The following is a 14,546-nucleotide window of genomic DNA, read 5'->3' on the forward strand; positions in this document are numbered from 1 at the left end:
TCAGGCAAAATCAAGGAGCGCGCATCGGTTATGCAAAGCAAGACACGCAAACCTGTGCGTTTCGAAATCTCTGAAGGCACCCGCTCATCGCTCGCAAGGTGGATGCGGGAGCCGCTCATGGTCGGATCTGAATACCTCTGGCCCGGGAGGTTCCACGAACGGATTCACATTTCGCCCCGCCAGTACGCGCGAATTGTGCGAGACTGGGTGACATCCATTGGTCTGGAGGCAAGCGCCTATGGCACGCACTCGATGCGACGCACAAAGGTCACGCAGATCTACAAGAAGACAGGCAACCTGCGGGCGGTCCGGCTGCTGTTGGGGCATACCAAGATGGACAGCACTGTCAGATACCTTGGCGTAGAACTTGAAGATGCACTGGTGATCGCCGAGGCTATCGAAATCTAAACGGCTGGGCCGTCTATTCGGACGGCCCAAAGCTGCCTTTGAACGGTTCGTCGCACGCTGCATTGCAGCTTCTGGAAAGCGGACAATAAAATGCAAAAGACACGTTATGCGCTAATTGACTCGATAAAGTGCGAAGATGTTGGGCGTTGATCTCCACAAGTCCGTTACAGACCTTTCTGGAACCAGGTGTTCAACCAAATCTCGGCGTGCTCATTGACAATCTAATCTGGTGTTTCAACTGTGTAACCAAGTTGGAGAGAGTGCGATGCAAAACACGTTTTCCTGGCCGTGAAATGTATGAAGGAGGTGTAAAGCTAATATGGGACTGAATTTGTTTGAACACCTGGCTCCCGATGAGACGCTTCATCCTCAAATTTTTGAAGACGCGAGATGACAGTTTGATGGCGCCTGCTCGGTCAACCTTGTCTGAAATAGCTGCAACGATGAGTGATCCGGATGGAAACTTCGTTCAGCAGTTCCAGACACACGGGTTCGACGCGCGGACCTTTGAGTTGTATCTGCACGCACTTTTCACGGAGGCTGGTCATACCCTTGATCGCAACCACAACCGTCCTGATTTTCTTATCAGCCGTGGCGGTCTGACCGTTGCCGTCGAAGCCGTCACCGCCAATCCGACACCTCGGAAAGACTACCAACCCTATAAGCTTTTCCCAAGAGACTCGCCACGCACCGCAGAAGAGGCGATGCGCTTCCTCAAACAAGAGGTGGCGATAAAATTTGGCAGCCCACTATATTCCAAAATGCAAAAAAAGTATTGGACGCTACCGCATGTTGCTGGAAAGCCATTCGTGATCGCTATCGAAAACTTTCACGGTGGTGGCCTTAATCTCTCCGCCACATCCATTTCTCAATATCTCTTTGGGATCGATCATCGGCATTTGTTCGATGATGGCGGAAATCTGGTTGTCGAGGGCAACGCTATCCTAAAACATAAAGGGTCCAAAGTGATCCCTTCTAACTTCTTTGGCCTTCCGGACGCGCACCACGTTTCCGGAATACTCTTCAGTAATGCAGGCACCGTCCCGAAGTTCGGACGCATCGGACAACAAGGCCATTATCGCTCGACAGCTACCCGAATGGTCAGATCCGGAACATGTTGGGACCCGAATCCTAACGCTATCAGTCCGCAAGTATTTGCCTACGAAGTGGGTGATTTAGATATGCCTACCGAGCCATGGCGTGATGGATCTGTCTTCATCCACAATCCATATGCCCTTCATCCGCTGCCAGCAGAATGGATTGGTGCGAGTGCAAAGGAAAACCTGTCAGAGGGCGGCACAGTGGTAGCGACAATGACGGATCCGTTCCACGTCTATGCCTCCACAACAACGCTACTTCGCAGCCCAGCATCAGACAGACACGTGCGAAAATGTATAGCCGATCAAATAAACGTATTGCGTCTAAGCCAAGCGATGGGGGAAAGCTGGCGGTCTTAGCAATTTCCGGTATTTTAACGTCCGCTACTTTCATGCCAAAAATCTTTACTTCACCCGCAGCGAAAGTCAGCTTTCCGCCCTTAGTACCCCAAGCAGCACTTAAGATGATTGCAAAACAGGGATCTTCACCCAGCCTTCAAAAGTGCATTAATTTCGAGTTTATCGATCAAAATTGCCGAAAAGCCAGAAGCACCCTTCGTGCAATACACCTTTTTCAATGTGCCATTTAAAATCAACTCCATAACGGCACTTGTTGAGATTCCGTGTTTACGCGCAGCACCTCCGATCCCCGTTAGAGTTTCCCATCTCTCGGAGAGCGGAAAGGATGCGACATAATCCAACCAGTATTGAACTGTTGCCTCCGTGAACCTTGTGCGTGCTTGATCACCACCCTCCCCAGGTTCAAGTATTTCCGCCTTGATAAGGGTATCCAATTGCGAACGCGTCAATCCCAGTCTCTTTTGAGCTTCAGAAAACGCCACAGAACCACTCGCTTGCTCAAGAACATCCTTCGCTGTATCCGCGTCAAAGACTACTTCAAAATCCGGTAGATCGGTTTCTGGAATGATCTGAGCGTCCATCAAAATCCGACGCAATCGTTTCGGGTGCAGATTATGCTTCTTGGAAGCCGTTCTTATCGAATGCAGCCGTCGATCTTCTAAAGTATAGTCGAGGGCCTGTTCACCCACCCCCAACGGCCATGTATTAAGAATGTGCTGGCGTAAAATATTCCGGAGAGGTTCGAAATCAGGGCCATGTCCGGCGCCTCGCTTTAACCAGTCATAAATCCGGCCATAGCGCGCTTGCGGTCGGTCTTGCGGCTTTCCAGAAGCACATCTTAGGTGCTCGAAGTATGCAGTAATTTTAGTGGGGCCTGCATTAATGAGACGGAACCCCTTCGACATTGCTTTAGCCAGGTCCGCAGTTGAAACTTCGCGAAGAGACGCAGCTTTTCCATGCGTTTGTGACACCCCCAGTATCTCACAAATTGCGCCTAAAGCCCCCAATGGAAAATGCCTTGCCCATCCCTCGGGCATTTCCCCGGCAAGTCTAAGCGCTGCATGCTCCTCATACATACCACCTTCATCAATCGCCTGATCCAACTCCCCTTCCGCTATTTCGAACATCCAGGGTGTCTAGGTATCAACAAATTCATGTTTGACGGACGCTTCTGGCGCAGAAACCAATGCGAGTTTATGGCTCGGGCAAACCCGCGCGGATGCTATCGCCCAAAGAGCCCGCCCATAACTTAAGACCATTGCGTCGGATATTACCTGTGACCGGGTGTCCTGACGAAAACAAACTGGGCAAATTCGGCTTCCTCCTCGCAGGAAATTTTGCTGACCTATTCTGTGACCAAAGATTTCATAGACATGCGTCTCAACCAGAATAAAAGCCTGTTGCATCAGGTCGTCAGTCGTAACACCGGAAAGCTCTTCCAACGCCTCAAATGCCCTGCGCTCTCCCTTTAGGAATTGCGCCATCGTCACTTCTGCGTCCAACAACAGATCTGCAACAGTTGGAACACTATTGGCGAAGGCCAAACGCGCAGAAAATGACGTCGTTGTCTCAACTAAATGGACAGGAAATGTGGTTTTCTATCTCATATTTTTGAGTGCCGCAAAAAGCGGGGTCCCAAAAGGGACCCCGTTAGGTTCGCTGAATTAAGCTCAATTCGTTTACCGCTCGATTTTCGTTTTTGCCTGCGGCTTAATCAGCGTCTGGGACGAGCGCACCCGCCCCGGATGCCAAATCTAACTGCAACCGGATGTTCCGCCGCAGGTGTTGCACTTCATACAGGTTCCATTGCGCACGAGCGTATAGTTCCCACAATCGCCACATGGATCCCCTTCATAGCCCTGCATTTTAGCCTTGGTGCGCGCGTCCATCTGCATAGATCCGCTTTCTCTGGGGCTGGTCGTGGTTTCGGGCACCAGCGTCTGCAAAGCAGTCTCAGCATCCATTGAACCATCCAGCATCATCGCGCTGGCATTCCCCCCCTGCAACACAACCAATTCCTGTGGCATCCGCTTACGTAAGTAACCAGTTGAGGAAATTTGCTTTAGCACCTCAAGCGATTTTGTTGCTGCAGAATCAGATACTTCCTGGACGTTCCTCACCCCTTCTTCCTGACCACGGCCAATGTCATCAAAGCTTGCACCTTCAGGCTTCACATGCGCCAGATCCGTGCGATCAAGGTAAGACACCGCCAGTTCACGGAAGATATAATCAAGGATTGAGGTTGCATTTTTGATGCTGTCATTGCCCTGAACCATGCCTGCAGGTTCAAATTTGGTGAAGGTAAACGCATCAACGAATTCTTCCAGTGGCACGCCATATTGCAGGCCCACAGACACGGCGATGGCAAAGTTATTCATCATTGCTCGGAACCCTGCCCCTTCCTTATGCATATCAAGGAAGATTTCCCCAAGAGAGCCGTCTTTATATTCGCCGGTGCGCAGATACACTTTATGACCACCGACAGTAGCCTTCTGAGTATACCCCTTACGACGTTCCGGCATTTTTTCGCGGTGAGATTTGATAATTTCCTTCACAATCACCTTTTCGATGATTTTCTCTGCCAAGACCGCCGCTTTTTCCTGCGGGTTGCCATGCTCTAAGGCTTCTTCCGCTTCTTCATCGTCCTCAACCAGAGCCGCCGCCAAAGGTTGCGACAGCTTAGATCCATCGCGATACAGCGCATTGGCTTTCACGCCTAGGCTCCAGGACAGCTCATAGGCTTTCTGACAATCCTCAATTGTGGCGTCATTTGGCATGTTGATGGTCTTAGAGATCGCACCTGAAATAAAGCTTTGGGCCGCTGCCATCATATGGATATGGCTTTCCACCGACAGGAAGCGTTTTCCCTTTTTACCACAGGGGTTTGCACAATCAAAAATATGGTAATGTTCTTCTTTAAGATGCGGCGCATCTTCAAGTGTCATCGCACCGCAGACATGATCATTTGCGGCTTCGATATCTTTGCGCGAAAATCCCAGATGGCGCAGCAGATCAAAGCCAGGATCATTCAATTTCGCTGCTGGAATTCCCAGTGTTCTCTGGCAGAATTCTTCGCCCAGAGTCCATTGATTAAAGACAAAGCGAATATCAAAAGCGGTTTCCAGCGCCTGATCGATTTTATCCAGCTCAGTCGGGCCAAATCCATGGCCGATTAGGGCAGTTGCGTTGATCACCGGTGCGTTGCCAAGGCTTGCATGCCCCACGGCATAGCTAATGATTTCCTCAATCTGCGCTGATCCATACCCTAGTTTTTCAAGGGCTGCCGGCACGGACTGGTTGATGATCTTGAAATAACCGCCACCGGCCAGTTTTTTAAACTTCACCAGCGCAAAGTCGGGCTCAATCCCGGTGGTGTCACAATCCATCACCAGGCCAATGGTGCCGGTTGGGGCAATCACAGAGGTCTGCGCATTGCGATAGCCGTGCTTTTTTCCTAGGTCCAGCGCCTGATCCCAGGATGCCTTGGCCAGTTCCACCAGTTCTTCGATGGGGCAATTACCGTGATCCAGCGGAACAGGTTTAACCTCTAACCCCTTATAGCCATTGCTTTTACCATAGGCCGCATTCCGGTGATTTTCGATCACACGCAGCATATGGGTTTTGTTTTCTGCATAGCGGGAAAACGCCCCTAGTTCGCCTGCCATCTCGGCAGATGTAGCATAAGAAACACCTGTCATGATCGCCGTCAGAGCTGCCCCCAGTGAACGCCCGGCAGCACTGTCATATCCCAAACCCATGTTCATCAGAAGACCGCCGATATTGGCATAACCTAGGCCAAGCGTCCGGTAATCATAACTGCGCTGCGCGATCTCCTGGCTTGGAAACTGCGCCATGGTTACAGAGATTTCCAGCGTGACAGTCCACAGACGCGTCGCATGCATATAATCCCGCGCATTAAACAGGCCATCTTTATAGAAAGTCAGCAGATTCATGGATGCCAGATTACAGGCGGTGTCATCCAGGAACATATATTCAGAACACGGGTTAGACCCACGAATTTCACCGTCCTCCGGGCAGGTGTGCCAAGCGTTCACAGTGTCATGAAACTGAATACCTGGATCCGCACAGGCCCAAGCCGCATGACCCACCTGTTCCCACAGATCGCGGGCTTTGATGGTTTTCACGGTCTTGCCGTCGGTGCGGTTCGTCAGGTTCCAGTCATTGTCATCCTCAACCGCCTTCAGGAAGGCATCGGTCACACGGATCGAGTTGTTGGAATTCTGGCCTGAGACCGACGCATAGGCTTCTGAATCCCAGTCGGTGTCATAGGTTGGGAATTCAATGCTGTCATAGCCCTGGCGCGCGTAATCCAGAACGCGTTTCACATAGGTTTCAGGGATCGCGTTTTTCTTGCTTTCGCGCAAGGCTGCTTTCAGCCCGGCATTCACCTTCGGATCATAGGCGTCTTCAACTTTACCATCCCAGGATTTGATCGCCGCAAAGATCGCATTCAGGCATTTTTCATGCATCTTGGAACCAGCTACGATAGAGGCAACTTTTTGTTCCTCAAGCACTTTCCAGTTGATGAATTCTTCAATATCCGGGTGATCCGCATCGATGATCACCATCTTTGCCGCGCGTCGTGTGGTGCCGCCGGATTTGATCGCACCGGCCGCACGATCACCGATTTTCAGAAAGCCCATCAGGCCAGAAGATTTACCACCGCCGGAAAGCGGTTCGTTCGCCGCCCGCAGAGAGCTGAAGTTTGTTCCCGTGCCGGAGCCATATTTAAACAGACGCGCTTCGCGCACCCAAAGATCCATGATCCCGCCATCAGAGACCAGATCATCCTTCACGGACTGAATGAAGCAAGCGTGCGGCTGGGGATGCTCGTAAGAGGATTTAGATTTGGTCAGCTTGCCAGATTTGTAATCAACATAGTAATGTCCCTGCCCTGGACCATCGATTCCGTAAGCCCAATGTAACCCCGTATTGAACCATTGCGGACTGTTTGGCGCGGCGCGCTGGGTCGCCAGCATATAGCGCATCTCATCAAAATAGGCGCGCGCATCATCTTCACAGCTGAAATAGCCCCCTTTCCAGCCCCAATAGGCCCAGGCGCCCGCCAAACGATCAAACACTTGTTTGGCCGACGTTTCACCGCCAATACGATCTTCTTCAGGCAATTTCGCCAGTGCGGCATCATCAGGTACCGAGCGCCAAAGAAATTCAGGGACATCCTTTTCGCGTACTTTTTTTAAGGCCGCTGGAACGCCTGCTTTTCGAAAATATTTTTGCGCTATCACATCCGATGCAACCTGGCTCCAGCTTGCGGGCACTTCGATGTCATCAAGCCGAAACACAATTGTGCCGTCCGGGTTACGGATCTCTGACGTGGTTCTGCTGAAATCCAGCGCCGCATATGCATCACGTCCGGTTTCTGTAAAGTTGCGCTCAATTTTCATCTTGGTACCTGCCCCCTGGCTCGATTTATTTCTCTCAGAACGTTCCTCTTGGGTAAGCTCCCCAAGCTTAGCGAACGCTGTCGAAAATCAGGCAGACATGTGGCTCAGCAAATTAGGCGCGAAAACGCGCTAAATTTCACTCAAATGGGTGAAAAATCGTTAACTGTCCCAGATCGTTTATTATTTCACCAGCGTAGTCGAACATATACATGTTCGCAAAAATACACTGCATCTGGTGGCCATTTTTCCGATAAGCACAAACTGACGTAGGAAGGCTGCCCCGGTCAACGAATAAATTTATGCAGATTGAGGTCAACACGGGTTGACCGGCGTAATTCCACCAACAGAAAAACCATCAGAAATCTATGACGACTGACAAGGTTAGGATTTGGCATCAAAGTCGCAAGATGCGAAATCTCTTTTTATCAGCAGACTTAGCGGCACTTGTTAAACAGCAGCTTTGCATTTCGATAAACAGATCGAGGGCAAGTTGAAGAAATCTGATTCTGTATTCACTAGGGCGATATCCGAAGATATTTATATTTTTCCTAATTTCACAGAAACTTAACCATTTGATAACCTTCTTCTGCGGTTTGGGCCGAACAGACAAAAATGTAAATTTCTGCAGTTTCACGTCCCAGAATCGACTGAAACTGATCACCAAAAACGCAATGCCTGCTCTGGCAGGTGCTATGCTCTTCATCACAATTTTCTTGAAGTTGGTCGGGACGGCAAGATTCGAACTTGCGACCTACGGTACCCAAAACCGTCGCGCTACCAGGCTGCGCTACGCCCCGACTTGCGCTCTGACTACAGTCTGTGACCGAGGAAGAAAAGAGCGAAAATACAAAAACTGACAAAAATTTTGAGTTTTCTCAGGTTGCCTACTTAGATCTGACAAACAACGGTATTTTGATCAGCGCACCGCGCAGGGAAATACCGCAAGGTCATTTTCAAAGCTGGGATGTGCAATTTCGGTTGGCAGGGCTGCCCCCTCGCGAGTCGGAAAAAGACCCAGATTTCGCGAAAGGCCGCCGTTGATTTCCAATACGGCTTTGACTTCATTCCCACCAAAGATCGGAGACCGATCCAGAGGCACAGCATTTTCATGTAAATTGATCAGCTGTCCAGAGACATCAAAGAATAACATATCAAGTGGGATAAGTGTATTGGCCATCCAGAAGCTCGCAGGGCGTGCATCCGGATACACAAACAACATTCCGGCCGATGTAGGCATGCTTTCGCGATGCATCAAACCCTGCTGTTGTTCCTCTGGTTCATCCGCAATTTCGACGCGAAACCGAACTGTGCCCCATTCGCCACGCAACCAGACAATATTTTCGCCACATTCAGTTGAAATACTCAGCGTAGAATCACCGCCGACAGAATCAACTGGAGACGACATCGTCTCCGTGCCCCAAAATAAACCAGAGCCAAACACAAATGCAGACAGCAAAAAAGCAGCCCGAATATCAGACTGCTTCTTTAATGTTTCCACATTTTTTTTACATCGTTGTTCGCGCATGGGGCCATCCATTATTATTTGTAAATGCCATTTATCCCAGAATACGTGAAAGAACGAACTACTCAATGACGCATGCGTCAATTAAAGATCAGCCTTCAGTCACCGTGTCATGCAACGCGGCCTCCCAGCTGGAAACGATCGTCGCCATACGGCCACGCTTCCCATCGATCACTCTTAATCCGACTGCTTCACCGGATTGCAGGTCCGCAAGACCTGATCGTCTGAGTATTTCGACGTGAATAAACACATCTTCTGGTCGACCAAAAACATTAGCAAAACCAAAGCCTTTGACCTTATCGAACCATTTCACACGGGCCGGTTCCAGAGGTGTTTCTTCCATACCAACTAGGTTTAGAAATTCTTCGTCTTCTAACTCAGTAAAAGAATCTGTTTCAGGTGGTGCAATAGAGAGCACCTCAGTTGCCTGAACCCCACGTGCAGTTTTCTGAATGCGTATCTGCACCCCTGCCGCATCGGCAACCGAGCTTTGTCCAAAGTTCCGCAACACATTTGCGTGAAGCAAAATGTCAGGCCCTCCAAGCTCGGACACAACAAATCCAAACCCCTTTACGGGGTCGAACCATTTGACTTTCCCTAGGACTATTTCGTCCTGTTCATTAATTTCGGTCATCCCACAACACTTTTATAAATGTTTCTCATCCTCACGCCGCGATTTGAGGCATCTCGCGTCTATATTGCAAGGGAAAAACTTGGTTTCCTTATATTTTTTTGCAGTTCACGTTACGTGAAAATCAGGGGTTAAGCCTTAATATCTGCCAGTCGTCACTCACGGTGCTGCGCTTCCAGACGAATCTGTCATGCATGCGAAACGCCCCATCTGCCCAGAACTCGATCTCGGTTGGTACAATCCGGTACCCGCCCCAGAATTCTGGCCGTTTTGGCGCTGTTCCAAGTTTCGCAGTTACCTTCGCCACCTGCGCCATCAAAGCCGTGCGCGATTTGAGAGGCTGAGACTGCCGTGAGGCCCAAGCCCCCAGGCGGCTTTGCAATGATCGAGAAGCGAAATAGGCATCTGCCTTTTCCCCATCCTCTTTCGTCACATGCCCACGTACACGAATCTGTCGGCGCAGAGACTTCCAGTGCATTACAAATGCCGCTGTCCCCGTTTCTGCGATTTCCTGCGCCTTCTGGCTGCTATAGTTCGTATAGAACACAAATGCATCATCTTCTACATCTTTAAGCAGAACCATACGCACGTCCGGCATCCCCAGAGAGTTAACCGTTGCCAGTGCGATCGCATTTGGATCGTTTGGCTCACTGTCCTGAGCCTCACCCATCCAGCGCCTCACAATCTCAAACGGATCGTCTCCTCCAAAAATCCCGGATCTCTCCGTCATTTCAACCTCTTACTTTCTTCCTCATGCTAAGCGATATCTTTAGGTGCATGAGAACGCAACCTGGCCTTGTCGACAGGTATTTTACTATCTTTTTTAGTTGACAACGTTAACAACAATTGTACTTGACGCATTTAACACACCTGAGATTGCATTAAAATCAACAATTACAACTTATTCAGGAATTTATCTGTGTGTATCCCCCCTTCTACAGACATTGGGTTGAAGCAAGAGCCTCAATCGCCTAGAGAATTCAAACAGAAAACCACACATCCCGGGGGATAATATGTCGGCAGGACTTATGGAAGGTAAACGCGGCCTGATTATGGGGCTCGCCAATGACAAATCTATTGCATGGGGCATTGCGCAGGCCTGTGCGGAGCAAGGTGCGGAACTGGCGTTCTCATATCTTGGTGATGCGTTCAAAAAGCGCGTTGTACCGCTGGCTGAAAGCATGGGCGTTGATACGCTGATCGACTGTGACGTATCAGATGCGGCATCCATGGATGCTGCCTTTGCTGAGATCGAAGAAAAATGGGGCAAGCTGGACTTTATCGTGCATGCCATCGGCTTCTCTGACAAAAACGAACTACGCGGCCGTTATGTAGACACAAGCCCTGAAAACTTCCGTATGACTATGGATGTTTCGGTTTATTCCTTCACGGCCGTTGCACAGCGTGCCGCAAAACTGATGACGGATGGTGGATCCATGATCACCCTCACCTATTATGGTGCGGAACAGGTTATGCCACATTATAATGTCATGGGTGTTGCAAAAGCTGCGCTTGAGGCTTCTGTAAAATATTTGGCCGAAGATCTGGGTAAAGACGGCATTCGTGTAAACGCGATTTCCGCGGGTCCGATCAAAACGCTTGCTGCATCTGGTATCGGCGACTTCCGCTATATCATGAAATGGAACGAACTGAATTCGCCTCTGCGTCGCAACGTAACCCAGGAAGAAGTCGGTAAATCAGCCGTTTATCTGCTGTCTGATCTTGGTTCTGGTGTTACCGGTGAAAACCTGCACGTGGATGCGGGCTATCATGTGGTTGGCATGAAGGCGGTTGATGCGCCTGACATCGACGCCAGCAAAAAGTAAGCGCTATATATGACACTCACCGCATTCCTTGCCGCAGCCCTGCTTTGCACAATGGCAGCAGTCAGTCCCGGCCCTGCCGTACTGATGGCCGCCCGCATCGGGTTGCAGCAGGGATTACGCACCGGTGCTGCCCTTGCGGTTGGCATCGGGGCCGGTGCTGTGTTCTGGGCAATTGCGGCCGTCTTTGGCTTGTCGCTATTGTTTGACTACGCCCCCGCATTGCTGATCGCGCTGAAGATCATTGGGGCGGCTTATCTCATATGGATGGCTATAAAAATGTGGCGCCACGCAAGTGATCCGGTCACAGATGATGCAGAAACCCCGACCTCTCTGACGCCGTTTAGGGCTTTTCGTCTTGGTTTTGCCACTCAGCTGGCCAATCCAAAACCTGCGGTATTCTTTGGTGCTGTCTTCATCGGCACCCTACCTTCTGATGCAACGAATCTGTCGGTCTTTGCTCTGCTCTTTGTGATCTTTTGCGTAGAGTTCACATGGAATACATTTGTTGCGCGTCTGTTTTCTCTGGAACGCACACGCAAAGCTTATCTGCGCATGAAACACATCATTGACCGTATCTTCGGCGGGCTTCTCGCGGCTCTTGGCATTAAGATCGCCACAACCTGAGACGCATCCACTCTCGACAAAACCAGGGCACAGACGTTAAGACACTTCAAATCATCTGCCGCCCTCAGTTATTAAGGACACAGCCATGAGCGACCATCGCCTGCCACATGAAAAAGGTTTCCACATCAGCTGGGACCAGATCCACCGTGATTCCCGTGCGCTGGCATGGCGACTGGATGGCAAAGGCCCGGATGATGGCGCATGGCGTGCCTGCGTTGCGATCACACGTGGTGGCATGGCCCCTGCAATGATCATGGCACGAGAGCTGGACATCCGCACAGTGGATACGATCTCTATCAAATCCTATGACCATCAATCTCAGTCAGACGCGCAGGTGCTAAAAGCACCTGATGCGGAATTGATGGGCGACGGCGAAGGCGTTCTGATCATCGACGATCTGGTCGACAGCGGCAAAACCTTGGAAGTCGTGCGCGCCATGTACCCAAAGGCGCATTTCGCTACGGTCTATGCCAAACCCAAAGGCCGCCCACAGGTGGATACGTTCATCACTGAGGTTTCTCAGGACACATGGATCTTTTTCCCCTGGGACATGGCCCTGCAATATGTCGAACCATACCGGGGCAAAGACTGAGCCATTTCAAAGCGCCCCACCGCGGGCGCTTTTTTCTTACGCAGATGAAAGACATTAGAATGATGAACTGGGCGCAACTTCTTCACGCGGGCCGCAATGGCGCTGAGCCGAAGGATCAGAAAGGCATTCGCCGAGAACCCTATATCATCGACGCAGATCGCATTTCCTTTTCCGCCCCCTTCCGGCGTCTTGCGAACAAAACCCAAGTTCACCCCCTGCACGACCATGATCACATTCATCACCGGCTGATCCATTCCGTGGAAACCGCAAGCGTGGGACGGTCGCTTGGTATGGGCATTGGGCAATGGCTGGAAGATGAAGGGCATATTGCTGCAGGCGAGCGCCATACCATCGCGGGTATGATACAAGCCGCGTGCCTGGCCCATGACATCGGCAACCCGCCTTTTGGACATTCTGGTGAAAACGCGATCGGGGCCTGGTTTGCAAAGCAGTTTGAAACTGCCGCGCCCCTGTTCACGGATCTCGCGCGTCACCTGAAACCCGAGTTCATTGATTTCGAAGGCAACGCCCAGGGTTTTCGCATTATTTCGCGCCTAGAAATGTATCGCAATGACGGTGGCATGCGTCTGTCGCATGGGGTTCTTGGGGCTTTCACAAAATACCCTGTCACCGCGGATGTACAGATTGCGGAGAAATCCGCAGACAATCATTACTGTGGCCTTAAGAAATTCGGCGTCTTTCATTCAGAGGCGGAACATTTCCACAAGGTCGCTAACACCCTTGGCCTGATCTCTGAGGGCACGGATAAAAACTGCTGGTATCGGCGCCACCCGCTGGTCTTCCTGGTCGAAGCTGCCGACGACATCTGCTACAATATCGTTGATTTGGAAGATGCTTTTACCTCCGGTGATCTCAGCTATGACAATGTGAAAGCCCTGCTCGCGCCCCTGTCGCAGTTCTCAACCGACCGCAGCGACGACAGCACCCGTGCTGAACATATCGCCCACCTGCGCGCCCTGGCCATTGGCGGCGGTGTTGCCGCCTGTGTTGAAGCTTTCAAAACCCATTACGATGCCATCATGTCCGGCAGCTTTACCTCTGGACTTGTCGAGGAATCCACCAAAGCCGAAGAATTCGCCGCGATCAAAAAGCTTGCGAATACCCAACTTTTCACCGCCCCGCGCAAAACCAAACTTGAGGTTTCCGGTCGCGCCACGATCCACAATGTTCTGGATGGCATCCTGCCCGTCTTCACAGACCTTCACGCGAAGAACTGGGATCTGGATCATCTGGGCGATTATGAAACCCAATTGGCCCGCGCCGTAGAACTGGACCTGCGTGACATCACCGACAGTTACACAGCCCTGCACGTCATGGCCGATTACACATCCGGCATGACAGATCGTTACGCCGTGAAAATTTCGCGGATGCTGGCGGGTATCTGAAAACCGCACAGGCAAATCTCCGCCTTTACCCAACGTAACACAATCTCGTGATTGGGCCTTCGACGTCCTCAGACATAGCAACAGCGCAGATGCGTTTCGTATCTGAATTTCTATTTCTCTGAGGATGATACACATGAAGAACATCTTTTTCGCTGCTGCCACACTTCTGGCAACAACCCTTTCCGCAACCTCTGAAACCCGTGAGATCCTGACTTACGACGCTGTTGCGAAAGGCGTTTCTGCATGCGTTGCGCTGGCAGCCGAAAATGATTGGAATATGTCAATCACAGTGGTCGACCGTGGTGACAACCCACTTGCAACAACCCGCATGACACAGGCTTTGCCGTTTACCTACACGGCTTCCGGCCTTAAAGCATCATCGGCTCTGGCCTGGGGTATGCCTACCACCGACATCGAAACATACATCGCCGATAAACCGCAGTTCCGCGCCCTGCCCGGACTGCTGACAGTTGGTGGTGGCCTGCCCATCACAAGCACTGACGGCGTATTGGTCGGTGCAATTGGTGTTGTGGGCAGCAGTGTCGAAAATGACACCGCCTGCGCACAGGTTGCTATTGATGCAATGCACGCAAACTAAGCGCTGAAACCGCTTTGCCCGGCGAAGTATTTTATGCCGGGCAGCTTCGGGATCAC

General features: G+C 51.0%; 12 protein-coding genes, 1 tRNA gene and 1 pseudogene. 7 read left to right on the forward strand and 7 right to left on the reverse strand.

Translation table 11 applies throughout. From position 1 onward, the window contains the following. Both ACPGUT_RS07530 and ACPGUT_RS07535 read left to right on the forward strand, forming a co-directional pair. Positions 1-408 (forward strand): tyrosine-type recombinase/integrase (locus tag ACPGUT_RS07530; protein ID WP_423989975.1); only part of this gene is annotated, 408 nt, incomplete at its 5' end. A gap of 353 nt (positions 409-761) precedes the next feature. Beyond that, complete coding sequence (locus ACPGUT_RS07535; RefSeq protein WP_423989977.1) at positions 762-1,865, forward strand: hypothetical protein; 1,104 nt, start codon at positions 762-764, stop codon at positions 1,863-1,865. 125 nt (positions 1,866-1,990) lie between these two features. On the opposite strand, the gene ACPGUT_RS07540 is transcribed toward ACPGUT_RS07535, so the two are convergent. The 7 genes and pseudogenes from ACPGUT_RS07540 to pdxH all read right to left on the reverse strand — a co-directional run bounded on the left by ACPGUT_RS07540 (position 1,991) and on the right by pdxH (position 10,174). Further along, positions 1,991-2,992, reverse strand: a complete 1,002-nt coding sequence (locus ACPGUT_RS07540) for a hypothetical protein (protein ID WP_423989979.1) — start codon at positions 2,990-2,992, stop codon at positions 1,991-1,993. A 9-nt stretch (positions 2,993-3,001) separates the two neighbouring features. Next, a pseudogene (locus ACPGUT_RS07545) lies at positions 3,002-3,433 on the reverse strand (TniQ family protein); the annotation flags it as partial. Positions 3,434-3,619: 186 nt separating this feature from the next. Then, positions 3,620-7,291: a vitamin B12-dependent ribonucleotide reductase gene (locus ACPGUT_RS07550; protein ID WP_423989981.1), complete on the reverse strand. Its 3,672-nt coding sequence runs from the start codon at positions 7,289-7,291 to the stop codon at positions 3,620-3,622. Positions 7,292-8,011: 720 nt separating this feature from the next. After that, a tRNA-Pro gene (locus ACPGUT_RS07555) sits at positions 8,012-8,088 on the reverse strand. A gap of 119 nt (positions 8,089-8,207) precedes the next feature. After that, positions 8,208-8,696: a DUF192 domain-containing protein gene (locus ACPGUT_RS07560; RefSeq protein WP_423989983.1), complete on the reverse strand. Its 489-nt coding sequence runs from the start codon at positions 8,694-8,696 to the stop codon at positions 8,208-8,210. Between the two features lie 208 nt (positions 8,697-8,904). Beyond that, entirely contained in the window at positions 8,905-9,447 is a 543-nt protein-coding gene (locus tag ACPGUT_RS07565; protein WP_423989985.1) for a cold-shock protein, read from the reverse strand. A 121-nt stretch (positions 9,448-9,568) separates the two neighbouring features. Continuing rightward, on the reverse strand, positions 9,569-10,174 hold the full coding sequence (gene pdxH, locus ACPGUT_RS07570; protein WP_423989987.1) for a pyridoxamine 5'-phosphate oxidase: 606 nt from the start codon (positions 10,172-10,174) through the stop codon (positions 9,569-9,571). Between the two features lie 283 nt (positions 10,175-10,457). On the opposite strand from pdxH, the gene fabI reads away from it, so the two are divergent. The 5 genes from fabI to ACPGUT_RS07595 all read left to right on the forward strand — a co-directional run bounded on the left by fabI (position 10,458) and on the right by ACPGUT_RS07595 (position 14,490). Next, the gene (gene fabI, locus ACPGUT_RS07575) at positions 10,458-11,270 is read left to right on the forward strand and encodes an enoyl-ACP reductase FabI (protein WP_423989989.1); all 813 of its coding nucleotides are present in this window, start codon (positions 10,458-10,460) and stop codon (positions 11,268-11,270) included. 9 nt (positions 11,271-11,279) lie between these two features. Next, complete coding sequence (locus tag ACPGUT_RS07580) at positions 11,280-11,894, forward strand: LysE family translocator (RefSeq protein WP_423989991.1); 615 nt, start codon at positions 11,280-11,282, stop codon at positions 11,892-11,894. Positions 11,895-11,979: 85 nt separating this feature from the next. Beyond that, the gene (gene gpt / locus ACPGUT_RS07585; protein ID WP_107496930.1) at positions 11,980-12,486 is read left to right on the forward strand and encodes a xanthine phosphoribosyltransferase; all 507 of its coding nucleotides are present in this window, start codon (positions 11,980-11,982) and stop codon (positions 12,484-12,486) included. A gap of 59 nt (positions 12,487-12,545) precedes the next feature. Next, positions 12,546-13,892, forward strand: a complete 1,347-nt coding sequence (dgt, locus tag ACPGUT_RS07590; RefSeq protein WP_423989993.1) for a dGTP triphosphohydrolase — start codon at positions 12,546-12,548, stop codon at positions 13,890-13,892. A 133-nt stretch (positions 13,893-14,025) separates the two neighbouring features. After that, positions 14,026-14,490, forward strand: coding sequence for a GlcG/HbpS family heme-binding protein (locus tag ACPGUT_RS07595; RefSeq protein WP_423989995.1), 465 nt, complete (start codon positions 14,026-14,028; stop codon positions 14,488-14,490). The last annotated feature ends 56 nt before the right edge of the window (positions 14,491-14,546 follow it).

The organism is Halocynthiibacter sp. (assembly GCF_049608145.1).
GTDB lineage: Bacteria > Pseudomonadota > Alphaproteobacteria > Rhodobacterales > Rhodobacteraceae > Halocynthiibacter.